Origin of the sequence: Arthrobacter sp. CAN_A2, assembly GCF_015752045.1 — a bacterium.
GTDB lineage: Bacteria > Actinomycetota > Actinomycetes > Actinomycetales > Micrococcaceae > Arthrobacter_D.
This window is the reverse complement of sequence record NZ_JADOUS010000009.1, coordinates 124,805-149,803: the sequence shown is the minus strand read 5'-3', so window position 1 is coordinate 149,803 and position 24,999 is coordinate 124,805. Positions and strand designations below refer to the sequence as shown.

Genomic DNA, 24,999 nt, shown 5'->3' with positions numbered 1-24,999 from the left:
TGACCAGGGGGCGCCGCGACGTGTGACACCTCGGATCACTCCCGCAGCCCGAGCGCGGGAACAGATCGGGCGCGAGAACGACGAGAGGAGGGAACCGGAGTGATCCGGTTCCCTCCTCTCGTCTGTGGGACGAAGCGTCGGGCCTGGGCGCTCAGGCCGACCGCCGCGGCGGTGATGGAGGACGCCTGCTGCTCCGCGCGCTCCATGACGGCCCGCGACCCCATGCCGAGGGCCAACGCTCCGTAGGCCTTGCCGTGCGCGATCTCGAAGCGGTTGCTCGACGCGCCGTCCTGGCGGGCAGCGGCGGTGACGTGACCACCGGCGTCGAGCACGACGACGGTCAGCGGCTTGAAGCCGCGCTGCCGGCCCGCGTCCATCTGGGGGCGCGCCGACGTGTGACACCTTCGATGACTCCCGCGGCCCGAGCGCGGGAACAGCTCGAGCGGAGAACGACGAGGGGGAGGGAACCGGAGTGATCCGGTTCCCTCCCCCTCGTCTGTGGGAGGAAGCGTCAGACCTGGGCGCTCAGGCCGGCCGCCTCGATCGCCGTCGACGCCGCAGTCTCGTCGTTGTCGGAACTGTCACCGCTGATACCGACGGCACCCAGGACCGTACCGCCGTCATCGCGGACCAGGACACCACCGGGGACCGGGATGAGCCGACCTCCCAGGGTGGCAGACGCGGCGGTGATGAAGTACGCCTGCTGCTCCGCGCGCTCCATGATGGCCCGTGACCCCATGCCGAGGGCCAACGCTCCGTAGGCCTTGCCGTGCGCGATCTCGAAGCGGTTGTTCGACGCGCCGTCCTGGCGGGCAGCGGCGGTGACGTGACCACCGGCGTCGAGCACGACGACGGTCAGCGGCTTGAAGCCGTGCTGCCGGCCCGCGTCCAGGGCGTCGGCGATGATCGATTGGGCGATTGTCAGTGTCAGGGTCATGATGCGGTCCTCGTCATGGTGTCGGTGTGCTTGTGCAGGGAACGCCGGCGATGCAGGATCGGCTCGGTGTACCCCGAGGGCTGCGCGGCGCCGTCGAGAACGAGCTCGCGGGCTGCGAGGAACGCTTCGGTATCGAAGGCCGGGGACATGGGCGTGTAGGTGGGATCGGCGGCGTTCTGCTCGTCGACCACCGCCGCCATCCGGCGCAGGGAAGCCTCCACGTCGTCCTCGGTCACGACGCCGTGCAGGAGCCAGTTGGCAATGTGCTGCGAACTGATCCGGCAGGTGGCGCGGTCCTCCATCAGCGCCGTGCCGTGGAGGTCCGGCACCTTGGAACACCCGACGCCGTCGTTGACCCACCGCACGATGTAGCCGAGCGTGCTCTGGATATTGTTGTCCAGCTCGTTGCGGCGGTCCTCTGCGCTCCAGCTTCCCGGATCACCGACCGGGATAGTGAGGAGCTGCCGCGGCGTCGAGCGGCGCTTCCCGGCCAGCTCCGCCTGTCGGGCGTCCACATCGATCTCGTGGTAGTGCATGACGTGGAGGGTCGCAGCCGTGGGGGAGGGGACCCAGGCGCAGTCCGCTCCGGCGAGCGGATGAGCGACCTTCTGTACCAGCATGTCGGCCATGTTGTCCGGAGCCGCCCACATGCCCTTCCCGATCTGGGCCCGCCCCTTGAATCCGCACTCGAGCCCGACGTCGACGTTGGCGTCCTCATAGGCCCTGATCCAGCTGGAATTGCGCATGTCGGCCTTGCGGACCATGGGACCAGCGAGCATCGAGGTGTGGATCTCGTCGCCGGTACGGTCCAGGAATCCGGTGTTGATGAACGCGACGCGGTCCCGGGCTTCCCAGATGCACGCCTTCAGGTTGGCGGAGGTGCGGCGCTCCTCGTCCATGATGCCGATTTTCAGCGTGAGCGGTTCGAGACCCAGCACGTCCTCGGTCCCGGCCAACAGGGCGCAGGCGACGGCGACCTCGGCAGGCCCGTGCATCTTGGGCTTCACGATGTATACCGATCCGGCCTGTGAGTTGTGCCCGGCATGTGCGCCCCGAAGGTCGTGCACGGAGCCGAGGCCGGTGAAGAGGGCATCGAGGATTTCCTCGGGCACCGGATCGCCGGCAGCATCGAGCACGGCGTCACTGGTCATCAGGTGGCCCACCTGGCGGATGAGAAGCAGTGAACGGCCCGGCAGGGTCAAATCGGAACCGTCGGTCGCCGTGTAGAGGCGGTCGGGGTTGAGTCGCCGGGTGTAGCTGCCCGTACCCGTTGCAATCTCAGCGGTCAGGGTTCCCTGCATCAGCTGCAGCCAGTTGCGGTAACCCGACACCTTGTCTCCGGCATCGACAGCTGCCACGGAGTCCTCGAGGTCCATGATGGTCGTTATCGCGGACTCGAGCACGATGTCCTTCACCCCGGCAAGGTCGCGGGAGCCTATGGTGTGGCTCCGGTCGATCTGGATCTCCACGTGCAGTCCGTGGTGTGCGAGCAGCACCGACTCGGGCGCGTCCGGTGTTCCCCGGTAGCCGGCGAACTGCCCCGGCTCTGCCAGCGCCGTCGGACCGCCCGGCGTCTCCGCGACCAGAGCCCGGTCCGCTATCCGGTATCCGGTGACATCGGCATGGGACCCACCTGCCAGCGGAAGGTACTGATCCAGGAACTCCCGACCGCGTGCGACAACGGCGGCACCCCGGACCGGGTTGTAGCCGCGCGTCTTCTCGCGGCCCTCGTCCTCGTCGATAGCGTCGGTGCCGTACAGCGCATCGTAGAGCGAGCCCCACCGGGCGTTCGCGGCATTGGCGGCGAACCGGGCGTTCAGGAGCGGGACCACCAGCTGCGGGCCCGAGACCGTCGCGATCTCCGGGTCGACGCGATCGGTCGTGATGCTGAAGTCTCCGGGCTCGTCGACCAGATAGCCGATCGAGCGCAGGAATTCCTCGTAGGCGTCCTGATCCAGGGGTGTGCTGTCGGCCGAGCGGTGGTACTCGTCGATCTGCTGCTGCATCCGGTCCCGGGTGGCCAGGAGTTCCTGCACCCGTGGCGAGAACTCCGTGATGAGAGCGGCGGCGCCCGTCCAGAACGCCTCGGCCTCGAGCCTCGTGCCGGGCAGGGCTTCATCCCGGACGAAGGCGTAGAGCTCTTCGGCGACATTGATCCCGTTGGTCTCCACGTACTTCGGCATACTACCTACCCTCTTGCTTCTCATGATGCGGAAAATAAATATCAATATGTAAAATTTAGTCAGCGCATTCCGGGCTGTCAATGTCGAGGCCGGCCGCCGGCCCGGTCATGTGCCACGCGGACAGGGCCGAAGCGGGGGCGACCGCACCAGCACGGTGTCCGGCAGCACCCCGAACGCCGCCACGAAGGCGATCTACGCCAGGAACACATTCGGGATCACCCCCACCGCCGGGAAGCGCGCGGCCAGTGCTACTCCCTGGGCCAGCAATACGCGACCACCGCCGCGATGGACCAGGAGCGAGTGTCGGCCCTGAGCCTCCGTCGAAGATCGTGGCGATGTGGTTGATGACAGGTGCGCCACCCGGTGTGGCGCACCTGATTCGCCCGGACCGATGGTGTCGGCGTCGACGTGGAGTCGGGTCCTGCGCAGCGCCGGGCGCATCCCGCCGCCTGCGGCTCAGGGGGTCTGCGTCCCGGGCGCTGGGGCAGGCTCCGGAGCGGACGCGAAGACGTTGAGGCCGAGACTCCGGGACAGGCTCCGGATGGCGTGCTGACCACGGATGCTGTTACCGGCGGGGTCGAGTCTCGGCGAGTAGGTGGCCATCCCGCCCTTGCCCGGTGCCACCGTGACGATGCCGCCGGACACGCCGCTCTTGCCCGGCAGCCCGACTTCGTAGAGCCAGTCGCCCGAGCGCTGGTACAGCCCGGAGGTGGCCATGACCGCGAGGGTGTCCCGGCAGACGGAGGGGTGGACGACCCGCTCGTGCGTCAGCGGATTCACGCCACCGTCGGCAAGGGTCGCTCCCATGACGGCGAGGTCCATGGCCGAGACGAGGAGCGAGCACTGCCGGGTGTAGATGTCGGTGGTCAGCAGGGGATCGTAGGACATGTGCCCATAGCTCCTCAGCAGCGCAGCGAGTGCACGGTTCCGGTGATTGGTCGCCGCCTCCGATTCATAGACGTCGACGTCGAGCAGGAGCCGGTGACCGGCGAAACGGGACATGCCCTCCTGGAGGAACTGCCACTTCGCTGCGGCGGAGTCCCCGGGGGCGAGGGTGATCATGACGAGCGCCCCGGCATTGACCATCGGGTTCCTGGGGCTCCCGCCATTGAGTTCGAGCGCCATCACCGAGTCGAACGGCAGCCCCGTGTTGTTCACCCCGACGGCCTCCCGGACGGTGGTGTGGCCGATGGCCTCGCACACCAGGGCGAAGGTGAAAGCCTTCGAGATCGACTGGATGGAGAAGGCCTCCTGGGCGTCGCCGATGGAGAAGGAGGTTCCGTCCACCCCGCAGACGCTGATGCCGAAACGGCTCGGATCGGCGGCGGCGAGCGACGGGATGTAGTCGGCGACCGTGCCGTCGTCGAGCGTGGCATAGGTCGCGTGGGCGTCCCGCAGCAGGCCGCTCACCGTGCCGCGGGCCGGGAGGTGTCCCGTCGAGGTGAAGCCGGTGCGGTCGGCCGGGTCGGTGGCGCGTGCCGGGTTGAGCAGGTCGAGGTCGCCGCTGTCCCGGGATACCACTAGGTCGACCGCCGGTGGAACAGCCACCCGACGGCGATACCGACGACCGTGGCACACGCGAGGGTGATCCACAGGGGGAGCGTCACCGTGATGAACAGCAGCGAGACGTTCGCTTCCTGCCTGTTCTGGGCGATGAAGATCACTGCGAGGATGGCGAGGGCGATCGCGATGATCTGGCGGACGGTGACCCGGCGCCTCCCCTGCTGCGCCGCGTTTGCACCCTTGACCTTGTTCCGGTCGGTCATGACGATCCCTCTTCTCGATGGGTCGTGGCCCGCCCTCTCGCCGGGCCGACCGGCTCCCAGTATGTCCCGCTGCCTCAGGCGCTGATCGGCGTCGGACGCCGATTTGCCGTCATGCTGGCGCGAATCACCCGTGCCGGGTGTGGGCGCCGCCGGTCGCGTGGAAGAAGCTGGCCGGAGTCGCGCGGCGGGCGGATCAGCAGCGGTGGGTGGACCACCGACGGCGGCCCGCGCAAGGTCAGGAGCATCCCCATGAACCTCGGCAGCATACCCGGCGCCTCGACGGCGCGGCAGGTTCGGGACGGCGCAGCTCCGCCACCGGTCCCGGACCCGGGGGACGGCCGGTCGGGCGCCGGGCCGGTGTCGCCCGTGAGGGTGGAGACGGAGGCCGCCGTCTTCGCGGCGGCGGTGACGGCCGCGAGCGCTCTCGCGGCAGCGATCCTCTTCGACGGCACGCCGCCTCTGCTCTGGGGAGGTACCTCGATCGGTCTCACCACGGCAGTGGGCGCCTTCACGACCGGTCTCGTCTTCGGGCTCGTGGGGTACTGGCGGTCGAAGAACCAGCCGGGCCGCGACTGGTGGAAGGTGCTGTCCCCCTGGCGGGTCCTCCTGGACGGGGTGTCGGTCGCGCTTGTCCACGCCGCGATCGCCGCGATCGCGACGATCGGCTACCTCCTGCTCCAGCGCAGCTTCGACGACCTGCGTATCGAGCCCGTCGCGGCGGCCATGATCGTGGGTTTCGGCTGCGGGCTTGCCGTGTACTGGATCTACACCTCGGTCTTCGCCCTCACCCTCCGGAGGCTGTACGGCCTCTTCGTCGCCCTGGTGATGCTCAGCGTGGTGGCCAGCATGGCGACCGTCCAGGACCGCACATGGTGGGAGCACAACTTCAGCAGGCTCGGCGACCCGAGCGAGAGGTCGGGCGGGCTGTTCAACGTGACCCTGGTGGTGGCGGGCTTCTTCCTCACCACGTTCGCCTCTCATCTTCAGCGGGAGCTGCGACGCCTGCACGAGCGGCAGGTGCTCGACCACGCATGGAGTGCAGGTGTCACCTTCGCCAGCATCACGGCGAGCGGAATCCTCCTCGTGGGCGTCGGGGTCTTCCCGTCACACGGCCGAGGGCTGCTGCATATCTCATGTGCCGTCGCCATGACGATCTCCTTCGCGTCACTGATGATCCTCAGCCCGGTGGTGTTCACCGGGCTGCCGGCGTGCTTCCACATCGCGACCTATGGGTCGCTGGCTGCCCTCATCGCGTGCACGGTGCTGTGGAGTCCCGTCGGCTACCTGAACCTCACCGCGTTCGAACTGTGCACGTCGGTCATCATCTTCTGCTGGATCGCGCTCCTCGTCCGCTTCCTCGACGCGCTGGCCATGACGGTGCCGCCCGCGGCTGCCGGGCTGGAGCCCGACGGCGGGGATGAACAGCTCGGCGGGGCCGGGCTCGACGATCCGGTGACGACGCTCCCGTTCGACGTCGGTCCCGCCGGCCTGCCTGATCTGATCGGGACCTCCCGCCATGCCGTCGGTCCTGCTGTCGGTGCTGTCTCCGGGATGACGCGGGCCGGTCTCCCGATCAGCCCCCTTCCGGTGATCTCAGCACCCGGCAGGCGGGGAGCACGGAGGATGCATCCCGACGGGCCGTTCCGGTGATCCGTGGAGGTGCGACAGAGGGTGCCGACACGTGGGTGGACGTCCCTCCACGGCTGCTCGAATCCCTGGTGCTGGACGCCGTCCGTATCGCACGTCCGGGAATGACGGGGAAGCCGTCGTTCGTCCGCGCGGGTCTGGTGGCGCAGGTGCCCCAGGGGGAGGAGTTGGTCTTCGGCGGGCGGGCCCGCCGGGTGGGAGACATGATCGTGGCGACGACGACCCAATCCGCGCTCAGGCTCTCCGTGGCCGGGCCCGATCTGCAGGGTATGACCTACCTCGGCTTCCTGGTGCGTGGACGAGCGGAAGCACTGGTACCCGATGCTGCCCCCCTGGGCATCCGCCAGGGCGAGGCCATCATCCTCGCCGAACCGCTCGACGTCGTCGTGGAGAGCAGGGCACCCGCACGCTGGGTCCACGTGCTCGTCGGGACGCGCAGGCTGCGCGAGCGCGGTGTCCCGGTCACCGCCGGCCTGTGCGGGAAACGTGGAGGTGCGCTCGCCGGGCCCGTTGCCGCCTTCGCCTCCGCCCTCACGGACGAACCGGAGGAATCCGGTCCGGTCAGTGACATCGTCGCGGCCAGGGTCCTGGAGAACCTCGTGGTCGCGGTGTACGGGGATGCCCACGGGGAGGCGGACCCGCGGCTGGAACAGCGCCGCCGGGTGCGCCGCGCGGCGATCGACCTGATCGATGAACGTTTCAGCGATGCGCTGCTGACTCCGGCGGCCATCGCGGATGGCGTCGGCGTCTCGCTGAGGCACCTGCAGCGCTGTTTCGAGGGAAGTGGGACCACCATCGCCACGGAGATCAGTAACCGGCGGACGGAGAACGCCTCCATGCTGCTCGCGGCCCCGGCCTCCCGCGAGTTGACGGTCAACGAGGTCGCTCGGCGGTCGGGCTTCTCGTCCGCCTTCGAACTGCGCTCGAGGGTCCGCGCGAGGTTCGGCGTCCCGCCGTCGGAACTGCGACGGTCCGGGCCGTCAGGAAGCCAGCCCGTCTTCGTCGCTCTGCCGTGACGCGTCGGGCGGAGGCCAGGAGGTCCTCCGCGCTGCGCGGCTGTCGGCCGTGCGAGGTGCGCCGAGGCAGCCTTCGAGAGCGGCCCGCAGCTGATCGGTCGAGGAGAAGCCCGCGCGTACGGCGATCCTCAGGTTCGAGCGGTCCGGGCCGGTGAGTGTGGGAACGAGGAGTGCGGCGTGCTCGCTGCGAGCGCGCCTGATCTCGAGGGCGAGCGTTGAGCCCGAGCCCTCGAAACTGCGCTGGAGGTGCCTCAGGGACACATTCAGTTCCCGGGCGATTCCCGCCGGTCGCAGCGCCGGATCCGCGAACCGCAGGTCGACGATGCGTACGGCGCGGTCACGGAGGAGCGTCCTGAGTGCCGCACCGTCCGTCCTCGGCGGATCGGACTCGAGGAGTGCGCCGGCCAGGAGTTCGACGAGGCCGCGTTCGGCCGCCCTGGACGTCGTCGGATCCCCGGGTGCGGGAGCCGTGCGCAGTAGCGCGTACGCGAACTCCCCGAGCGGAGTGGAGAGGGATCTGCCCGGGCAGATCAGTGCCCGGCCCCGCGGCAGGCGTAATCCTCGTGCCGCAAGGACGTGCGCGGGCAGGCGGAGGAGGAGGATCATCGCGTTGTCGTTGTCGTTGTCGTCGCCGTCGTGCCTGATGCGCACGTCTCCGGGCACGACGGCGAGTGCGCCCTGCGGGAGGACGAGCAGGGGCCCGGCCGGCGCGCCCAAACTGATGGACGCATTGAGCGGGATGACAGCCTGGAGCCTCCGGCCTGTGGGGGCCCGTGCCTGCAGGGCGGGGATGCCCGAGGCGGCCAGGCAGGTGATCGTCGTCTCGCCGATCGTCCGTGACCGGTCCGCGATGCTGGAGGCAGGGGTGGGGCGTGCTGGGGGAGGGGCGCCCGCGCTGCCCGGCTCGGGGTCCTCAGGGACCGGGAGTGCCCCCGAGCAGTCCTCCTGAGGGGTTGGCCGGGAGAGTGCTGCTGCTGCGGGCACTGATCGGCTCCTTCCACGGAGCGTTCCCCGGTGCCGCTACTCGCAGCGCAGCTTGGGATCGCGACCGCCGGTCCTGTCCCGGTGGCTTCTTCCCAGAGTGCGACGGCGGACCGTCCCCGGGATCACCTGCCGAGGGTGAATGACACCCGGCGCCGGTCCACCCGACGTCAGACGAGGCAACGCCGGGGCGTGGCTACGGCAGCCGGGAGGGCCTGAGCACCGATGCCGCCTGCGCCCGTGCCGGGTCCAATGGCACCGGGCTGACCAGGACCGCCGATCCCCGGTGAAGGGTTCCGCTGCTCAGCGGCCGGCACCGAAGGCCGCCCCGCCCCCGCATGGACTGATGGGCACCCGGCGCCAGGACCTGGTTCATCCAGGCACAGGGGTGGGCGTGCCGGCCTCCGTGGAGAGCGACGCTCCCGCCCGCACTCTCGAGGACGAAGTCCTGACCGATCAGCGGTGTGAGCTCGGCGCCCCGGAGGACCACGTTGCGGCGGGGAAGCAGCGGATCGAAGGGGCCCGCCCCGAGCTCCGCCGCGATGGCCTCGAGCGACTCGATGGGGAACAGCGTCACGGCGGCATCCATGTGTGCAGCCTTCCCGAAGAACCGGTCGCCCACGATCCCCTTGCCCGCCACGACCTCGGCGCGGTCCGCATCGGCGGTGGGCACGTCGGCGGCTCCCTCCCGGGCGCGCCCGAAGTAGGCGTGCCCGGGCGAGACGAGCAGGTGCAGGATCTCGACGTCGTACCGGAACTCATGCGTCATGGTCCCAACGCTAGCCGGTCGCGCTCGTGGACTTGCCCGCCTCAGGCACCCGGACGGTGCAGCTCACGCTCACCGTGGACCGCCCGGTAGCCCAGTGAGCGTCGCCACGCCGTCCCGCGGATCCCGGGGGGGGGGTGGGGGCAGGGCCGTGCGGATGTGCCGCAGGGACGAGCCGGTGAGCTCGGTCGAGGCGTTGCCGACCATCGTCCCCGACGCGATGTCGACCAGCGACCGGTCACGCTGCGCCGACACCGGCCGGAGCAGCGTCCCCTCGACGTAGGGGAAGTGGCCGCGCTACAGCTGCGTGAGGTGCGAGTCCGCTGCCGCCAGGTCGGTGAGGAGGCTGAAGAGCTGCCGCAGGGACACCCCCCGATCCGCCGTACTCCTCGGGGACGCGCAGTGCGCCGAACCCCGCAGCCTTCACGGCCGCCACCTCGTCGGAGGGCAGGACGCGCTCCTGCTCCCGGCGCGGGGCTCCGGTGGTGGTGGTGTCGGAGAGCGGACGGAACCGTTCCCTGAGGGCTGCCGTCGGGGGCGGGGCGTCCGGCGGTCCGGGCTCGCTCGTCCGCGGCTGATCGGTGGGCGTGGTGGCACTGTGGACTCCTGGGCGTAGGACGGTGTGGTGGGCGGGACGATGTCGGCGGGTCCCGTGGCGATCCGCAGCGCATCGAAAGGCTGGGCGTCGCAGCCGAGGTTGGCCCCGTTGCGGTAGCGTGCGCCGGGATGCTGGTCGAAGAGCCGTGTCGCTCCCGGGCCGAACAGGCGCTCGCGGAACGTCGATTCCTCCTACGACCTGCGGTACAGGCCGCGCTTCTGCACTTCGGGGACCACGAGTTCGATGAAGTCCTCCGCCGTGCCCGGGGTGAGGAACTGCCGCAGGTTGAACCCGTCGAGATCCGTACCCTCGACCCATCGCTCGATCTCGTCGGCGACCTCCGTGGGTGTGCCGATGGCCACGAACGGGCCGCGATCGAAGCGCGTGATGCGCTCGAGTGCCTCGCCGACGGTTGTTCCGGCGGGGTGCCGCCTGGTGCTGGGCTGCGGGTCGCGCCCGGGACGGTCCTCGCGAAGGTCTTGATGTGGTCGGCGCCGCGGCCGTTGGCGACGGCGAGCCTGCGCAGGTCGGCCTCGTTCTCCCGATAGGCAGCGGCGTCACGAACGTGCGGCTGATTCCGGGCAGGGGGGATTACGGATGCGTTCATGGGTGTTCTTCAGGGAACCACCCACGAACATGGGGTTGGTGCGCGGCCTAGTCGGAGCTTGGCGGCCGCATCCCTTGAAGCTGGAATCACTAGAGGCATGACATCGGGTGCTTCGGTCAACAAGAAGTAATCTGACTCCGAATGTGTACAGGACACACGACTCCCGTCCTGACGATGCCGGGGAACAGCGCAATGGACGGGAATCCGTCCTACTTGCGGGGGGCGCGTGCCGCGCGCAGTGCGTAGAGGATCGTCAGGAGGTCGATACCCTCCTGCCCGAACGCGCCGGCCAGTGGGGGGACGAATCCCAGGGCGGCGCCCATCATCAGCACGAGGCTCAGCGCGATGCCGATCCCGATGCTCTGCAGCGCTATGCGCAGGGTCCGCTTGCCGATGAGCACGGCCTCGGTGACTTTCGCGAGGTCGTCGACGGTGATGATGACTTCCGCCGATTCACTGGCCGCCGTCGATCCCCTCGCCCCCATGGCGATGCCGACGTCGGCGGCCGCGAGCACCGGGGCATCGTTGACGCCGTCGCCCACCATGATGACGGGGCGCTCGGGCAGGTTCCGGACGATCTCCACCTTGTCTCCGGGCAGGCAGTCGGTGTGGATCGTGGTCACTCCCGCCTCCCGTGCGATGTGGCGCGCGGTGGCCTCGACGTCTCCGGTGAGCATGAGCACGTCCTGCACGCCGAGCGCCACGAGCGAGCTGACCGTGGAGGGCGCAGAGCTGCGCAGGGCGTCCCGCAGGAGGATGAACCCGGCGAAGCGCTCGCCGACCCCCACGTAGACGGCGGTTTCCCCCGGCGACAGGGGAGGGTCCGGCACGCGCCCGACGAGGCCTTCCACGAAACGCCGCTTTCCGACGGCGATCATGGTCCCCGCGACCTCCGCACGTACGCCGTCTGTGGCGAACTCCTGGGCCGCGCTCGCAGGACGGAGTGCCAGTCCGCGGCGCGCGGCCTCGGCGGTGATGGCCGCGGCAAGCACATGGGTGGAGTACTGCTCGGCGGAGGCGGTCAGGGCGAGTACCTCGTCCTCGGTGAGGGATCCCGCCGTCGGTGCGAGGACGATCTCGCCCACCAGCGGCGTGCCGGATGTCAGGGTGCCGGTCTTGTCGAAGGCGACACTCCGGGCCCGCGCGAGCTGCTCCAGTGCCTGGGTGCTCCGGATGATGATGCCGGCGCGGGCGGCCCTGCTGATCCCCCCGAGGAACGCTACCGGCGCGGCGATCAGGAGGGGGCAGGGCGTGGCAGCGACCAGGACCGCTGCGGCCCGGGTCGGATCGGAGCTCAGGAACCACGACAGCGCGGCGAGGGCCAACGCGAAGGCGGTGAAGGGGACCGCGAACCGGTCGGCGAGCCTGACCGTCGGCGACCGGCTGGCCGACGCCTCCGCGACGAGCGCGACGATCTGGCTGTACTGCGATTGCGCCGGAGTCGCGGTCGCCCGCAGCGTGAGCGCGTCCGCCCCGTTCAGGGATCCGCTGAGGACCTGCGCGCCGCGCTGATAGTCGACGGGCATGCTCTCACCTGTGAGCATCGACTCGTCGAGTGTCGCGGAGTCCGTCTCCAGTGTCCCGTCGGCGGGGACGACCTCCGACGGTCTCACGAGCACGAGGTCGCCCACCTGGAGATCGTCGATCGGAACGTCCTCGATCGAGCCGGCCTCGGGCCCGCCGTCGCCCGTTGCATGCTCCTGGCCGTCCTCGGTGATCCGGTGGGCCGACCGGGGTGCCCGCTCGAGCAGTGCCCGGAGCTGGGTCTGGGCGCGCGCGGATGCGAACGCGTCCAGGGCCTGCCCGCTGGCGATCATCAGCACGACGACGATGCTCGCGTAGTACTCGCCGGTGACGGCGGTGGCGATGATGGCCATCAGCGCCAGGAGATCAACGCCCCAGTGGCCCTTCCGGATGTCCCTGAGCATGCCGTAGGCCTGCACGGTCGCGACGGCAAGGGAGTAGGACGTCGCAGTGATCTGCGCGGCGGCGCCGGCCCCCGCCACATCGAGGAGGATCGTCACCACGATGACGACGCACGTGAGGACGACCAGCCAGGGGAGCCTCGGGAGGGATGTCCTGCCCTGCACTCCGGGCGCCCCCGACGGCGCCTTCCGTGTTTCTCCGGGGAGAGGCGGCCGCGGAAGAGTCTGCGCCGGGTCGGGCCCCGGTGTGCCGCCCGAGCGGGCGGGAGTATCAGCGGGCACGGCGGCCGTCGTGCCCGGCTGGCCGCGCGCCTCCGAGGGTGGTCACGGAAGGATCTTCAGCGCGGTGTCCCAGTTGAAGTGCGGGTGAGCATCGCCGACCTGCAGTCCCATGATCAGGAGCATCATCGCCTCGAGCTCACGTGATCGGCGCAACGGTCCCACGTCGACGGGGCGCAGGCCCGAACTCGCCACGAGCCTGCTGACCACGGCCTTGGCGTCCTCGGAGTCTCCGGCCAGGAAGACGTCCAGCGGTTCACCGGCCACCTTGCCCTCCTGGAGAGTGCCGGCGAACACCGTATTGAAGGCCTTGACCACATCGGCCCGGCCACCCAGGAGCTCCGCGGTCTGCTCTCCGGAGGACGTCCCGGTAGGTGTGAGGAGGCGATCGAAGCCGGCGACGTCGACGGGGTTGCTGATGTCGACGACGATCTTCCCGTCGAGGCCGGAGCCGTATTCGAGGATGAGCTCCCTGATGTCGGGGTAGGGGATGGCGAGGACCACGACGTGGCCGTCGATGGGTTCGCCCGGGTAGCCTCCCTGGGCGCCGGGTCCCAGTTCTTCCACCAGGGCCCGTGTCTGTTCCCCGTTCCTCCCGAGGATCCTGACCTGGCATCGGGCGTGGAGCATCCTGAGGCCGATACCCCGGGCCATCCTGCCGCTTCCGATGATCGTCACTGTGCTCATGTCTTTCTGCCTTTCCGACAGGCCGCCCGGTAGCGCGGCGAGGATCCAGCGATGCAGCATGCGCGTCAGCCTAGGCGGCGTCCGGAAGGGCGTGCAGGGGCCTTAGGTCCTGATCAGTGGACGCGTCCGGCCACGCCCGAGGTACTCACGCGAGGCCGGGTGAGATGGTCAGGTTGTTGTAGACGGCGCGGACTGTCGGATCGCACCAGCAGGCGAAGCCGGCGCGAGACCTGTCTTCTCGGCGCAGGGCCACACCGGAGAGGACCACGGTTCCCTCCGTCACTGTGATGTCCAGGCTCGCGCAGTCGGCCGCGCGGCGCACGGCGTGGCGCAGAAGATCCTCGAGCGAGCCGGGATCGATTGCCCCGCGCACTCCTTCACCCGCGACGGGGTGGCTGTCGACAGACATCGTCATCTGTCCACTGTGCGCCGTGCGGCGGGTCGTCTGCAGGGTCCAAGGTCCTCTTCCTGCCGTCTGGTTCACGAATTCGCGCGGCGGACGACGTCGGATGGGACTTTAGGCCCTAGTAGTCGGTTGGCGACTCACGTGTGATGTTCGTGCAAGGCGAGACAACGATCCGAGAGGTTCGCACAGTGACCAACATCAGTTCAATATGGACGAGGATCGATCCAGCCGTACAGCAGTGGGTACTCGCGAATCCGGGGTGCGTGGTCCTGCCGCGTACCCTGGTCAACCGGGTGGAATCGACCATCGGCGAGAGCCTGCATGCGGACGACCACGGGGAATACTGGTTCACAGGGGAAGAGCTCGTGTTCCTGAAGGCGCGTCGTCGGGCGCAGGAACTCGGCGGGTTCACCGCCGGTGGGCAAGCCGGCATGCGACGGGACGAGCACGCAGAAATGCTGGACCGGTGAGAAGGCGTCCGGTCGCATCAGCCGGCGCGACCCATGGATCTGCGAGGACCGCGTATCGCCGCGGAGCCGCAGGGACAGGTGCGCTCGGCGCGGAGACGGACGAGACGATGCGGCGGCGCGCCATGGCGATGCACCCATCGGCCTCCAACCGGAAGCTGAAGATCCTCGTCAGCGCGGATGCCGAGGCGCACATGGTGCAGATCCTCGTGCACGGTTGTGTGTCAGCGGTCAATCTGCACGCCCTCGACCTCGTGGTGAGAAGGGCAGCCACCCTGTCACCGGGAACGAACGTGGTCCTCGACCTGAGTGAGGCCCAGGCGTGGGACTCGGTCCGGGACGACCTGCAACCTCGTTCGATCACCGCGCGCCTCACGGCGCAGGGGGCCGCGCCGGCTCCCTTCCCCCTGGGGGTCATACCTCCCGCACCATAGCGCGCGGGACGGCAGACGGGTGCACCCTGGGCTCAACGGCGAGCGCGGGGTGCACCGAGGCGGGCGGAGATCCATGGAGCGGATCGCGCCCCCATCCGGTGGTTTACCCTTTGGGTCGCGTCCCTCAGGTGCATCAGAACCAGCCCGGCGGGCGCCAGCTCGCCGGAACCTCGTGATCGCGGCTGCGACCGCAGCGGGCGCAGCAGTACCTCGCCCGGGCGTGCCGGGTGCGGCCGTTGGGGAGGATCACCTGCTCGGAGTACGTGGAATAGACGAGCGCGTCGTCCGAACCGCAGGCCAGGCAGACCGGGACCAGTCCACGAGGACGTTCGTCCTTGAGTGCCCGTTCACGGATGGCCCTCGTGTCCAGCATGCGTTTTTCAGCGTCCGACGGCACCGGGGGGTGGACGACGAACGGCCGCTGGCTCCCGGTCCGGATCGTCGACATGGTCATCAGCGCTAACGGGCGGTCGACAGGCGACGACCACGCATCCGGGTCGGGGTCATCTCGTAGAAGAGGTCGCGAAGACCGGGTGCCCACGGCTCCTCCGACACTTTGCCCCACAGGGTGGTCAGGAGGGCCGGATCCTCGACGCGGATGGCCGGTCCGTTGGCCAGGACGGTCCACCCACTCTGGGTAGTCCGATCGGTGAGGTCGACCTGGAACCCGGCGTGCTCGAGGTAGCTGCTGGCGATGGTGCCGTCCGCCCGGGTCCGGAAATACAGATGCTGGTCGAGCACGAAGTAGTTGACCGGGAAGATGTTCAGGAACCCCTCATGGAAGAAGCCGAGACGGCCGAGCGACTGCGTCGTCGCCAGCGCCCAGCACTGCGACGGTGTGAGGGCTTCCGACGCATGGAGGGCGCCGGGCATGTCCCAGTAGCTGTCCTGACGGGGCGGTGTTGACACGGTGTCGTCCTTCGTCCGTAGTGGCGGTCCAAGCACACCGTCGTACCGGGTGATCCCGGGACGGAGGGGTGCCTCCTGTCGACGCTACAAACACTTCGAGGTCCGTATCAGGGTCCAAAGCCCCTGATCAGCGCTCGCTGGATCTGTGATCGTGGGATCGTGCCTCACCTGCCCGCGACGCCGCATCATCATGGACGCCCTGCGGGTCACCCCGCCGGCTGTCATCGCCCCCAGGAAGGACCAGCGTGAAGGCACTCCAGTACAGGACCATCGGTTCCGCCCCGGTGCTCGTCGACGTCCCGACCCCCGTCCCGGGCCCCGGTCAGGTCCTGCTGCGCGTGACGGCCGCGGGTGTGTGCCATTCGGACCAGTTCGTGATGGACCTCCCCGAGGACCAGTACATCTACGGGCTCCCGCTCACCCTCGGCCACGAGGGCGCGGGTACCGTCGCTGCCCTCGGCGAGGGCGTGAGGGGGCTGGAGATCGGGGAATCCGTGCTGGTGTACGGTCCCTGGGGATGCGGTCGCTGCTATCGCTGCTCCCGTGGCGAGGAGAACTACTGCGAGCATGCAGCCGCGGAGGGGATCAGCCCGCCGGGACTCGGTGCACCCGGCGCCATGGCCGAATACCTCCTGATCGACGACTCCCGCCACCTCGTCCCGCTGGGAGATCTCGACCCTGTGGCGAGCGTGCCGCTGACCGACGCCGGGCTGACTCCGTACCACGCCATCAAGAGGAGCCTCCCGCAACTCATCCCCGGATCCGTGGCCGTGGTCATCGGTGTCGGCGGACTGGGCCACGTCGCGGTGCAGATCCTCCGGGCGATCAGCGCGACCACGGTGATCGCCCTGGACACCGCGGGGGACAAGGTGGAGCTGGCCCAGGCCGTCGGCGCCCACCACGGCTTCGTCACCGGTGGGGAAGCCGCGGAGATGACCGCCCTCGAGGAGGAGATCCGCGCCCTGACCGGAGGGCGGGGTGTCACTGCGGTCTTCGACTTCGTGGGCATACAGGCGACGACGGATCTCGCGTCCCGCCTCGTGGCGGTCGCCGGTGAGGTCGTCATCGTCGGGGTGGGACCGGGTACGGTGAACATCGGGTTCTTCTCCACGCCCTGGGAGTCGTCGGCCCGCGCTCCTTACTGGGGCTCGCGTCCAGAACTGATGGAGGTCCTCGAGTTGGCACGCTCCGGCATGATCCACGTCGAGACCGAGCGCTTCAGCCTGGACGATGCGCCCCACGCCTACGAGCGGCTGAGAGCCGGAACCATTCGGGGGCGAGCCGTCATCGTTCCTGATCACGACCAGCACGGTGAGGATGCATCATGACCACGGTCTTTCCTGATGCGACAGCAATCAAGCCCTCGGTCCAGCGCTCTGAGCCGATGCTCGTGGCGATGCGTGATCCTGCGGCGGATCGGACCGCGGTGGAATGGGCGGCCGCCCGCGCTGCGGCCCTCGATGCCCCGCTCACCGTGCTGCATGCCATCGCGGACCCGTCCCTGATGCCGCCGGGTCGCCTGTACGGCGACGAGGTGATCGCCGGGCGTGTGATGGTCAGTCGCGAAGCGTCGCGCGTCTCCCACCGGTATCCGGGCCTGCGGGTCAGCACGTACCTCCACTGCGGCGACGTCGTCGAGGCACTGCTGGGGCTCTCCACAGCTGCGCCCATGATCGTCGTGGGCGCCGACCGGAAGGATCCGTCCAGCGGGGAGTTCAAGGGCTCCGTCGCACTGCAGGTGGCGCTGAACTCGGCGACGCCCGTCGCCGTCGTGCCTCCGGGGTACGGCTATCAGACGGGTTCCGGCCAGGCCAGAGGGGGAGTGGTCGTCGGTGTGGACGGCTCGGACGTATCCCGTATCGCCCTCATGAGAGCGGCCGAGGAGGCCCAGTCGGCGGGCATGGCCCTCACTGTGGTGACTGCACTGGGATCATCACCCCAGCGTATGGCGGTCGGTGCCTCGCCGATGCTGCTGGCGGTGCGCACGCGCTACCCGGACCTCATCGTGAGCTGGATCGTCGACGATCTGCACACGCCCGTCGAGGCCCTTGCGCTCTATGGCGCCGGCTCCGATCTGCTGGTGATCGGCCGCCACGGGAGCGGCGCGCGATCAGCGATGTCCCTCGGCTCGGTCACGCACACGCTCCTCCTGGAGCCACCGTGCCCCACCCTGGTCCTCACTCGTCGTGAGCTCGAGCCGGCTGAGGATTCGCCGACGCGTGCAGCGGAGCGAATGAACGTCCACTGATCGTCTCCGGCACCAGTCGCATGAACCGGTCCTTGCGGCCCATCTCCCACGGATGGAGAGGCAGGGTGACCGTGTCCAGGAGTTCGCTCGTCTGGCTGATGGTCGCCGCGTGTCCCTGAACGATCACACTCCACACCAGGGCGCCATCGTTGAGGAAGCCGTCCGTCTCGAACGAGACGGGGGCTTTCTCCGAGAACCGGGACTTCGTCCCCTCGGAGGTGCGAAAGACGATCGTGCCGTGTTCCACGACGAAATTGACCGGGAAGATGCCCGGGATACCCTGTATGCACAACGCAAGGCGTCCGAAGGGAGCATTCCGCAGCAATTTCCAGCATTCGTGCGCTGGAAGGATTTCCGTAGGTGTATTCTCGGCTTCCATAGATCGACACTACGAAGCGACCCGCGGGCCGGATAGGGACCTCTGACCCCTCTTCTCGGTCGCGCGGTCGGGTCTCGTCAGGACAGACGGATTGTGATTTCCAGGGGGCAGGACATCACGTCGACAGTACGGAGTGCGGCACGTGGTCACTTATTCTGACGAATCTCCCATCGGAGCACCCCCACGGACGACGGCGCTGGCCGGGATGGAAGACCTCCTGGCGGCCTTCGCGGCGATCGCGGACGACCTCGGTCTCGACACCGTTCTGGAACGCGTCATCTCGGCAGCCTGCCGGTTGGTCGACGCCCGGTACGGCGCCCTCGGAGTCATTGGCCCGGACCGTACCCTGGGTCATTTCACCACTGTGGGGATGGAGGACGACGAGATCCGGCGGATCGGCCAGTTCCCGACGGGGCACGGGATCCTCGGCCTGCTGATCTCCGTGCCGCATTCCATCCGCCTCTCCGATCTGCGCGAGCATCCGCTCGCCTATGGCTATCCCGCTGGTCACCCGCCGATGAAGTCCTTTCTCGGAGTCCCGATCCGCATCCACGACCGTGTCTTCGGCAACCTGTACCTGACCGAGAAGAACGGGGGCGACGACTTCTCGGCCGCCGACGAACAACTCGTGGTGGCGCTGGCCTCCGCCGCGGGGGTCGCGATCGAGAACTCGCGACTCTTCGATGAAGCGAATCGGAGGACCCGGTGGCTCGAGGGCGGGCTGAACGCCGTGCGGGAACTCCTCGGTCAGCACGACGAATCCCACCACGATCTGGACATCCTCGCCACTCACGCGCTGAACGCCTCGCAGAGCATGCTTGCGGCCGTCCTCAGAGACTTCGGAAACCAGCGGGGAGTTGGCTGCGAAGCAGTGGACGGCGTCGAGGTGGACGCCCTGCTCGGCCGGCCGAGCATTGACGCGACGCTGCTCGACAGGCTACCGACCACCCTGACACCCATCGTGCTGGACGCGGACGAGTTCGCACAGGTGCTCCCCGGCGCCCCGGAGGGCATGATCGGGACGGCGCTGTGCAGCAGGCTCCCCGGCGACGGCGACCGCCGGTTCCTCGTCGTCGGCCGGTCATCGGGCGGATCGCCGTTCTCCGACGTCGACTACGAGATGATGACCACCTTCGTGTCCCATGTGTCCCTGGCCCTCGAACTGCTGCGGGTCCATCGCCAGCGGGAACAGGAGGCGGTCTTCGGCGACCGGGACCGGATTGCTCGCGACCTGCACGACCTGGTCATCCAGCGGCTCTTCGCGGCCGGGCTGAGTATCCAGAGCCTGCGCAAGTACACCCCGGACGCCGAAGCCCTGAACCGGATCTCCGCAGTGACGACGGAACTGGACGAGACCATCCGGGAATTGCGCGACACCATCTACTCGCTGCGCACGGTTCCACAGATCACCCCGACCTTCACCTCCACGATCTTCTCCCTCGTCGCCGATGCCTTCGACGGCCACGACCTCGCGCCGGTTCTCCAGCTGTCAGGCCAGCTCGACGCGGCGCTGGACGATGAGCGCGCCGACCACGTCAGGGCCGTATTGCTCGAGGGGCTGTCGAATGCGCTGCGGCATGCCGACGCGCAGACCATCACGGTGACGCTGCGAGCGATCGGCGAACACCTCGAGTTGAAGATCGCCGACGACGGCCGCGGGTTCGAGAACCCCACCCGCAGCAGCGGTATGACCAACATGAAGCGCCGCGCCGAACTCTGCGACGGCACGATCTCCATCATCAGTGAACCGAAGGGGGGGACCGAGGTCCACCTCAGGATCCCTCTGAACCCGACTGAGCCGGCTGACCTGACGGGCGGGAGATGAACACTGCCGCCTGGGTGCGGCGCTGGAACCCCAGCTTCGACAGCAAGGACGACACGTAGTTCTTCACGGTCTTCTCAGCCAGGAAGAGTTCCGTGCCGATCTCCCGATTGGTCAACCCGGCGCCGATGAGGGCCAGGACCTTCTTCTCCTGGCTCGTCAGACCCGCCAGGCGCGGGTCCTCGGCCGGGGCGTCCCGGAGTCCTGAAGTGATCCGCTCCGTCACACCGGCCGCGAACAGGGATTGACCGGACGCCGCCCGGCGGACCTTCTCCACGAGGTCGGATCCGAGGATCTCCTTGAGGATGTACCCCGACGCACCCGCGAGTACAGCGCCCCTCAATGCCTGCTCATCGTCATAGCTCGTCAGGATCACGCACGCCAGGGAAGGGTCGATCGAGCGCACATCGCGGCACACCTCGATCCCCGTGCCGTCGGGCAGCCGCGCATCGAGGATCGAGATGTCCGGCGACAGGGCAGGAATCCTCCGGGCGGCTTCCTCGGCGGACCCGGATTCTCCGACGATCGAGAAACCCTCGCTCTCCAGGAGTTCGCGCAGCCCACGCCGCACCAGCTCATGATCATCGAGGAGGAACACCGTGGCCTCCTGCGGATGCCCACCGGTCGCGGGGTAGTCCATGTCCAACCTCCGACGTCGTCGACGCGCCCGGCGCTACCGGGCCGGGTGCCTCGTGTTCAAGCACTATCATCACCCGGTATCGCGCACGCGGTCAGGGCACAACGGCCCCACATCGGGTGGGCCTTTCGACCCTACCCGGAGTGTGAGGGCCCGGAGACGATGACGGGGCGCACGTTCACCTGTGGCGAAGGAGCAGAACCCCATCATGGACACGACCCCCTCACCCCGCAAGCCCCGCGTCATCGTGGTCGGCGTCGATGGGTCGGAAGAGTCGATCGCCGCACTCAGACTTGCCGGCAGCCTCGTACCGCTCGCCGGTGATGCCATCAAAGCCCTGACGGTGTGGCAGTACCCCATAGGTTTCGGCACCTTCGCCCCCATCACGTGGAATCCTGACGAACTGGCCGAGACGGCGCTCGACGACGCGCTGTCGGCGGCGTTCGGGGATGAGCCACCGTGCCCGGTGGCGCGCCGGGTGCTGCAGGGGCCCACAGCCCAGGTGCTCATCGAGGAGAGCCGGAAGGCGACGATGATCGTCGTCGGTTCGCGGGGTCACGGCGGGTTCGTGGGACTCCTCCTCGGATCCGTGAGTTCCGCCGTCGCGGAGCGATCATCCTGCCCGGTCCTCATCGCGCACGGCGCCCTCCGGTCCTCCGACAGTGAAGCCGCCGCCCCGCAACCCGCTTCCGCTACGGCATGACTGCCAGGACGGGGGGCAGCGCTGGGCTGCGCCAGGGCAAGCCGGTGATCGTCGGCTACGACGGTTCCGACGAATCGAAGAGAGCGCTCCTGTGGGCGTCCCGCTATGCCGGCGTGGCGCAGTTGCCCCTCATCGTCGTCCACGTGTTCATTTGGCCGTACTTCACCGAACGGCTGGGGCCGGTCGCGGGCGTCGAGGACAGCGGACTGCGCGGGGAAGCACAGCGGATCCTGGCAGAAGGACTCGAGCTGGCACGACGCTCCGAGTCGGACCTCGAGGTGCACGACCGTCTGGTGACGGGCGCCCCCACCAGCATCCTGACGACGCTCTCGGACGAGGCCTCCCTCCTCGTCACCGGAACCCGGGGACTCGGCGGCTTCTCCGGGTTGCTGATCGGATCGGTGAGCCTCCATCTCGTCTCCACCGCATCCTGCCCCGTCGTGGTCGTCCGTGATGCCCGTCCCACGCACGACACCGTCCTCGTCGCGGTCGACGGATCTCCCGAGAGCGACAGGGCGGTGATGGTGGCGGCCCAGCTGGCCGGCACCCTGCACAAGTCACTCCGGCTCCTGCACGTGGGCGCCCCCCACCGGCATGGGGTGACGGACGTCTTGCCGGAGGAGCAGGAGCAGGACCCGGTCCTCGAGCAAGCCTTCGCCCTGCTCGGCGAGCACACGGGTCCGACCGCAGCCCGGGACCTCCTCCGCGCTGATTCCGTACCCGGCTGCATCGTCGAGGAGACCAGGAGAGCCGCCTGCGTCGTCCTCGGGGCCAAGGGCCGCAACACACTGGGCACCCGGCTCGGCTCCACCGTCCACGCTGTACTGCACCACGCCGACGGCAACGTCGTCGTCGTCCGGTAGTTCAGGCCCGAGAACGGACCCTGGTGCTCGCAGCCAGGGGCACGATCACTTCTGGGTCACGTCGGAACGGCACCTCGAGGGCTGCCCGCAGGAACCAGCGGACCCGCACCAGAGGTGAGGTCACCGTCGGAGCGGGGACAGCGCGGGCCGTGAGGGTGAACGGGACAGCCGATCCCCTGGCGGCGTGGGCCGGAAGGCGGACCTGGTCGATCACCGTCTCCTCGACGAGGAAGTTCCCCGGGTACTGCCCCTCCTGGGGGCGTTGCCCGGCCCAGTACATCACTTCCTCCTGCATGACGATGCTGATGTTCAGGGTGCGCGCCCTGGACTCGCTGACGGCCACGACGCCGGACAGCTCCGCCCCGGGATGCACGGAATGGGTGGACAGCTCCGACACGCGCAGATCCGATGCCGCATGACGCCCCTCCGTCGACGGGATGCCGGGTTCGACGTCTGCCGTGGTTCCGTCCGACTGGACGATCAGCGGATGGGTGCGGACCACATCCCCGTTGCCGTCGGAGGACACCCGGACTCGCACCGACCAGCCGGACAACGCGAGCTTCCCGTGAAGGGTAGGGACAGCGTCGGCGGGCACCATCAGCTGGCTCGCCTCGAAGCATGACTCGCCTTCTCGGAGGGTGATGCCGGTGCTGACCAGCGTGCTGCCGATGTCCTTCGAACTGCGCTCGGCGGCATGGTACGTCCCGCCGAACTGGTTCCCCCGCATCTGAGTGAGTTCCAGCGAGTGCACGAGGGTGAATTGGACCGAGGTCACCCGCACCCGGCGGGTCGCGTGGATCTCCACACTCACGGGAGTGCTGTGTCCGAGGACTGCGGTGCCCTCCGCGCCACGCTGCAGGAGGGAGAGATCCATGATCTCGTGGGGCTGAGTGGGCGTCATGGTCGATGGGCCTTTCCGTCGTGATCAATGGGTGGGAGATCTCGCGGCTCGTCGGAGCGCATCGTCCGTGCCCCGGCCTCCGCCTCTTCGGGTCCCTGGTCCAGGCGGAACGGCGGATACTCGTCACGGAGCAGGAACACGTAGGCGGCTACGCGATACGTCCAGCGGTGGATGCCCATGACCAGGCCGAAGAGCGGTGCGGGGTAGCGTGCCGTGAACAGGAGGGTGATCCCTGCGATGAGCGCCAGCAAGCTCAGGAGCGACGGCGCGGAGGTCCTGATCACGTCGCCGGCGCCGGGGACGACGACGACGGTCGTGGACCAGGCGCCGGTCAGGGCGGCGATCACGAGCAGGTGCGGAAGGGCCAGCAGCCACCACTTCACGAGGACGAGGCCGCGGTGGAGCCCGGACGGGTAGGGGACCTCGAAGTGGGCCGGATAGTCGGGAACGCGGGCGAGGGTGAAGGGCGGGTACAGGTCTGTTCCGAGTGCAGCGGCATAGAACTGCACCCGCCACGTCCAGCGGAAGACACCCACGGAGAAGGCGAACAGGCCTGCCGGGTAACGGCCGGTGAACAGGATGACAAGCCCGGCGGCTACAGTGTTCACGAGGCATGCGACCCACAGCAGCCCCAGCACCAGCAGATGCGGGATGACGAGGAACCACTTCACCAGCCACAGCCATCGTGAGAGCCGGGGTTGCAGGTAGCCCGTGAGCCGAGCCGGATGGGGCAGGAAATCACGCACCGGGTCACCCGATGCGGTGCGGTGGAAGTCGGTCGGCAGCGTCCCCTGCCGGTTCCGGGTGGCAGCCAGGGAGGGCTCGAGTCCTTTCCCGAGCGCGTTCGCTCCGAGGAGCATGAGCGGGACCCCGACCAGCACGAGGAGGCCTGCCACCAGGAGCAGCGTCAGGCCGACGGGTGCGAAGAGGCTCGACCGGAAGCCCGCCTGCAGGTTCACGACGCCGGCCTGACTCCCGTCGGCGTTCATCACCACCACCGCCCAGCTCCCGGAACGTACGTCCACGGAGATCACCTGGGTGCCGGTGCCGGAGGCTGATGCTGTCCAGAACGTCTGTTCGGTGGGCGGAGCCGGAGCCGAGGAGCCCGGGATGTCGCGGTACCCGGCGCGGAAGGGGTCGGTCCGTACATCGATCAGTTCCGTGTGCTGCACGGATGACAGGTATGCATCCACGTCGGCCTGCCTGGCCACGCCGACGAAGACCGCCTCGGTGCTCGGTACGCCGGTGGCGCTGAGCTGGACCGTCGCGATGCCCGCAGGGACCTCGCTCGCCCCCGCGTCCAGGTGGATGTCCTCCAGCTGGGTGGTCAGTGCATAGGAGTCGTACTCGAAGCGCTCCGTGGAGGTGCTCAGGAACTGCCCCTCCCGTTGAAAGGCGGCCAGGGCGCTGATGACCGCACCGCCGAATGCGAGACCCCCTGCAATCGACACCAGCAGGGCACCCAGGAGGACCATCACGAGGGGGCCTGCCCGCATGGGCGTCCGAGCGGGCGGGGGAGTGGTCGTCAATGAACTCGAACTCATGGCGGGCGTCCTCCGTGGTGGTGCCTGGATCGGGAAGGGGTAACCCTCACTCCGGCACGGGCGCGAGCTTCTGGGTCACTCCTTCGACGGGAGAGGGTGCGTTTCCCGGTACTTCTGGATATGCAGGGCGAGTTTCCGCTCCGCTTCCCGCCGACGCTCCATCAGCCGTTTGAGGTCGGATCCGGTGGGCATGAGACCGATGGGCCTGAAATTCTCTTCTTCCGTGGAGGGGTCGAGGTGGATGGGGGGAGGAGCCGCGTTGCGTGGGGCGATCGGGTGCTCTGTCGAGCTCAT

General features: G+C 68.7%; 27 protein-coding genes. 9 read left to right on the top strand and 18 right to left on the bottom strand.

The annotated features are described in order from the left end of the window. Positions 1–35 precede the first annotated feature (35 nt). The 5 genes from IWX63_RS13210 to IWX63_RS13190 form a co-directional block, all read right to left on the bottom strand. Positions 36–377, bottom strand: a complete 342-nt coding sequence (locus IWX63_RS13210; protein ID WP_199278622.1) for a GlcG/HbpS family heme-binding protein — start codon at positions 375–377, stop codon at positions 36–38. A gap of 134 nt (positions 378–511) precedes the next feature. Then, a complete protein-coding gene (locus IWX63_RS13205) occupies positions 512–937 on the bottom strand; it encodes a GlcG/HbpS family heme-binding protein (protein WP_334685863.1) in 426 nt (141 codons plus the stop codon). Further along, on the bottom strand, positions 934–3,120 hold the full coding sequence (locus IWX63_RS13200; RefSeq protein ID WP_199278621.1) for a malate synthase G: 2,187 nt from the start codon (positions 3,118–3,120) through the stop codon (positions 934–936). Before IWX63_RS13200 ends, IWX63_RS13205 begins: the two co-directional genes overlap by 4 nt. Positions 3,121–3,576: 456 nt before the next feature. Further along, positions 3,577–4,641: a glutaminase A gene (gene glsA, locus IWX63_RS13195; protein ID WP_334685862.1), complete on the bottom strand. Its 1,065-nt coding sequence runs from the start codon at positions 4,639–4,641 to the stop codon at positions 3,577–3,579. Next, positions 4,641–4,886 (bottom strand): LapA family protein, encoded by a 246-nt coding sequence (locus tag IWX63_RS13190; protein ID WP_199278620.1) that lies wholly within the window; start codon positions 4,884–4,886, stop codon positions 4,641–4,643. The genes glsA and IWX63_RS13190 overlap by 1 nt, the downstream gene beginning before the upstream one ends. A 249-nt stretch (positions 4,887–5,135) precedes the next feature. Between IWX63_RS13190 and IWX63_RS13185 the strand changes: the two genes are divergently transcribed. After that, positions 5,136–6,536 carry a hypothetical protein gene (locus tag IWX63_RS13185; protein ID WP_199278619.1) on the top strand — a complete coding sequence of 467 codons (1,401 nt, stop codon included), beginning with the start codon at positions 5,136–5,138 and terminating at the stop codon, positions 6,534–6,536. Positions 6,537–6,571: 35 nt separating this feature from the next. After that, complete coding sequence (locus IWX63_RS13180) at positions 6,572–7,549, top strand: helix-turn-helix transcriptional regulator (RefSeq protein WP_199278618.1); 978 nt, start codon at positions 6,572–6,574, stop codon at positions 7,547–7,549. Here IWX63_RS13180 and IWX63_RS13175 read toward each other — a convergent pair. The 6 genes from IWX63_RS13175 to IWX63_RS13150 form a co-directional block, all read right to left on the bottom strand. Then, positions 7,514–8,533, bottom strand: coding sequence for a hypothetical protein (locus IWX63_RS13175; RefSeq protein WP_199278617.1), 1,020 nt, complete (start codon positions 8,531–8,533; stop codon positions 7,514–7,516). The genes IWX63_RS13180 and IWX63_RS13175 overlap by 36 nt on opposite strands. Positions 8,534–8,726: 193 nt before the next feature. After that, the gene (locus tag IWX63_RS13170; protein WP_199278616.1) at positions 8,727–9,299 is read right to left on the bottom strand and encodes an MOSC domain-containing protein; all 573 of its coding nucleotides are present in this window, start codon (positions 9,297–9,299) and stop codon (positions 8,727–8,729) included. A 786-nt stretch (positions 9,300–10,085) separates the two neighbouring features. Beyond that, positions 10,086–10,256, bottom strand: a complete 171-nt coding sequence (locus IWX63_RS13165; RefSeq protein WP_199278615.1) for a hypothetical protein — start codon at positions 10,254–10,256, stop codon at positions 10,086–10,088. 454 nt (positions 10,257–10,710) lie between these two features. Continuing rightward, positions 10,711–12,591, bottom strand: a complete 1,881-nt coding sequence (locus tag IWX63_RS13160; RefSeq protein WP_334685861.1) for a heavy metal translocating P-type ATPase — start codon at positions 12,589–12,591, stop codon at positions 10,711–10,713. A 159-nt stretch (positions 12,592–12,750) separates the two neighbouring features. Continuing rightward, on the bottom strand, positions 12,751–13,392 hold the full coding sequence (locus IWX63_RS13155) for an NADPH-dependent F420 reductase (protein WP_199278614.1): 642 nt from the start codon (positions 13,390–13,392) through the stop codon (positions 12,751–12,753). Positions 13,393–13,537: 145 nt separating this feature from the next. Next, positions 13,538–13,807 (bottom strand): BON domain-containing protein, encoded by a 270-nt coding sequence (locus IWX63_RS13150; RefSeq protein WP_199278613.1) that lies wholly within the window; start codon positions 13,805–13,807, stop codon positions 13,538–13,540. Between the two features lie 179 nt (positions 13,808–13,986). Between IWX63_RS13150 and IWX63_RS13145 the strand changes: the two genes are divergently transcribed. Together IWX63_RS13145 and IWX63_RS13140 are read left to right on the top strand one after the other, a co-directional pair. Next, a complete protein-coding gene (locus IWX63_RS13145) occupies positions 13,987–14,268 on the top strand; it encodes a hypothetical protein (protein ID WP_199278612.1) in 282 nt (93 codons plus the stop codon). A 122-nt stretch (positions 14,269–14,390) separates the two neighbouring features. Further along, on the top strand, positions 14,391–14,699 hold the full coding sequence (locus IWX63_RS13140) for a hypothetical protein (protein WP_199278611.1): 309 nt from the start codon (positions 14,391–14,393) through the stop codon (positions 14,697–14,699). Between the two features lie 133 nt (positions 14,700–14,832). Here the strand turns inward: IWX63_RS13140 and IWX63_RS13135 are convergent, their stop codons facing one another. After that, positions 14,833–15,147, bottom strand: a complete 315-nt coding sequence (locus IWX63_RS13135) for a hypothetical protein (protein ID WP_199278610.1) — start codon at positions 15,145–15,147, stop codon at positions 14,833–14,835. A gap of 11 nt (positions 15,148–15,158) precedes the next feature. Next, the gene (locus IWX63_RS13130; RefSeq protein ID WP_199278609.1) at positions 15,159–15,608 is read right to left on the bottom strand and encodes a pyridoxamine 5'-phosphate oxidase family protein; all 450 of its coding nucleotides are present in this window, start codon (positions 15,606–15,608) and stop codon (positions 15,159–15,161) included. A 245-nt stretch (positions 15,609–15,853) separates the two neighbouring features. Here IWX63_RS13130 and IWX63_RS13125 point away from each other — a divergent pair, with 245 nt between their 5' ends. Both IWX63_RS13125 and IWX63_RS13120 read left to right on the top strand, forming a co-directional pair. Further along, positions 15,854–16,936 carry an NAD(P)-dependent alcohol dehydrogenase gene (locus IWX63_RS13125; protein ID WP_199278608.1) on the top strand — a complete coding sequence of 361 codons (1,083 nt, stop codon included), beginning with the start codon at positions 15,854–15,856 and terminating at the stop codon, positions 16,934–16,936. Beyond that, positions 16,933–17,856 (top strand): universal stress protein, encoded by a 924-nt coding sequence (locus tag IWX63_RS13120; protein ID WP_199278607.1) that lies wholly within the window; start codon positions 16,933–16,935, stop codon positions 17,854–17,856. Before IWX63_RS13125 ends, IWX63_RS13120 begins: the two co-directional genes overlap by 4 nt. Here IWX63_RS13120 and IWX63_RS13115 read toward each other — a convergent pair. Then, complete coding sequence (locus IWX63_RS13115) at positions 17,786–18,235, bottom strand: pyridoxamine 5'-phosphate oxidase family protein (protein ID WP_199278606.1); 450 nt, start codon at positions 18,233–18,235, stop codon at positions 17,786–17,788. The two genes, IWX63_RS13120 and IWX63_RS13115, sit on opposite strands and share 71 nt — an antisense overlap. A gap of 142 nt (positions 18,236–18,377) precedes the next feature. On the opposite strand from IWX63_RS13115, the gene IWX63_RS13110 reads away from it, so the two are divergent. After that, complete coding sequence (locus IWX63_RS13110; RefSeq protein WP_199278605.1) at positions 18,378–20,060, top strand: GAF domain-containing sensor histidine kinase; 1,683 nt, start codon at positions 18,378–18,380, stop codon at positions 20,058–20,060. Here the strand turns inward: IWX63_RS13110 and IWX63_RS13105 are convergent. Further along, positions 20,008–20,697, bottom strand: coding sequence for a response regulator (locus IWX63_RS13105; protein WP_199278604.1), 690 nt, complete (start codon positions 20,695–20,697; stop codon positions 20,008–20,010). The genes IWX63_RS13110 and IWX63_RS13105 overlap by 53 nt on opposite strands. A 205-nt stretch (positions 20,698–20,902) precedes the next feature. Between IWX63_RS13105 and IWX63_RS13100 the strand changes: the two genes are divergently transcribed. Both IWX63_RS13100 and IWX63_RS13095 read left to right on the top strand, forming a co-directional pair. Further along, the gene (locus IWX63_RS13100) at positions 20,903–21,397 is read left to right on the top strand and encodes a universal stress protein (protein ID WP_199278603.1); all 495 of its coding nucleotides are present in this window, start codon (positions 20,903–20,905) and stop codon (positions 21,395–21,397) included. Further along, positions 21,394–22,260 (top strand): universal stress protein, encoded by an 867-nt coding sequence (locus tag IWX63_RS13095; RefSeq protein WP_199278602.1) that lies wholly within the window; start codon positions 21,394–21,396, stop codon positions 22,258–22,260. Before IWX63_RS13100 ends, IWX63_RS13095 begins: the two co-directional genes overlap by 4 nt. A 1-nt stretch (position 22,261) precedes the next feature. Here IWX63_RS13095 and IWX63_RS13090 read toward each other — a convergent pair whose 3' ends face one another. The 3 genes from IWX63_RS13090 to IWX63_RS13080 all read right to left on the bottom strand — a co-directional run bounded on the left by IWX63_RS13090 (position 22,262) and on the right by IWX63_RS13080 (position 24,999). Then, positions 22,262–23,161, bottom strand: a complete 900-nt coding sequence (locus tag IWX63_RS13090) for a hypothetical protein (RefSeq protein WP_199278601.1) — start codon at positions 23,159–23,161, stop codon at positions 22,262–22,264. After that, complete coding sequence (locus tag IWX63_RS13085) at positions 23,158–24,705, bottom strand: DUF4389 domain-containing protein (protein WP_334685860.1); 1,548 nt, start codon at positions 24,703–24,705, stop codon at positions 23,158–23,160. The genes IWX63_RS13090 and IWX63_RS13085 overlap by 4 nt, the downstream gene beginning before the upstream one ends. Positions 24,706–24,780: 75 nt before the next feature. Beyond that, positions 24,781–24,999 (bottom strand): hypothetical protein, encoded by a 219-nt coding sequence (locus tag IWX63_RS13080; protein WP_199278600.1) that lies wholly within the window; start codon positions 24,997–24,999, stop codon positions 24,781–24,783.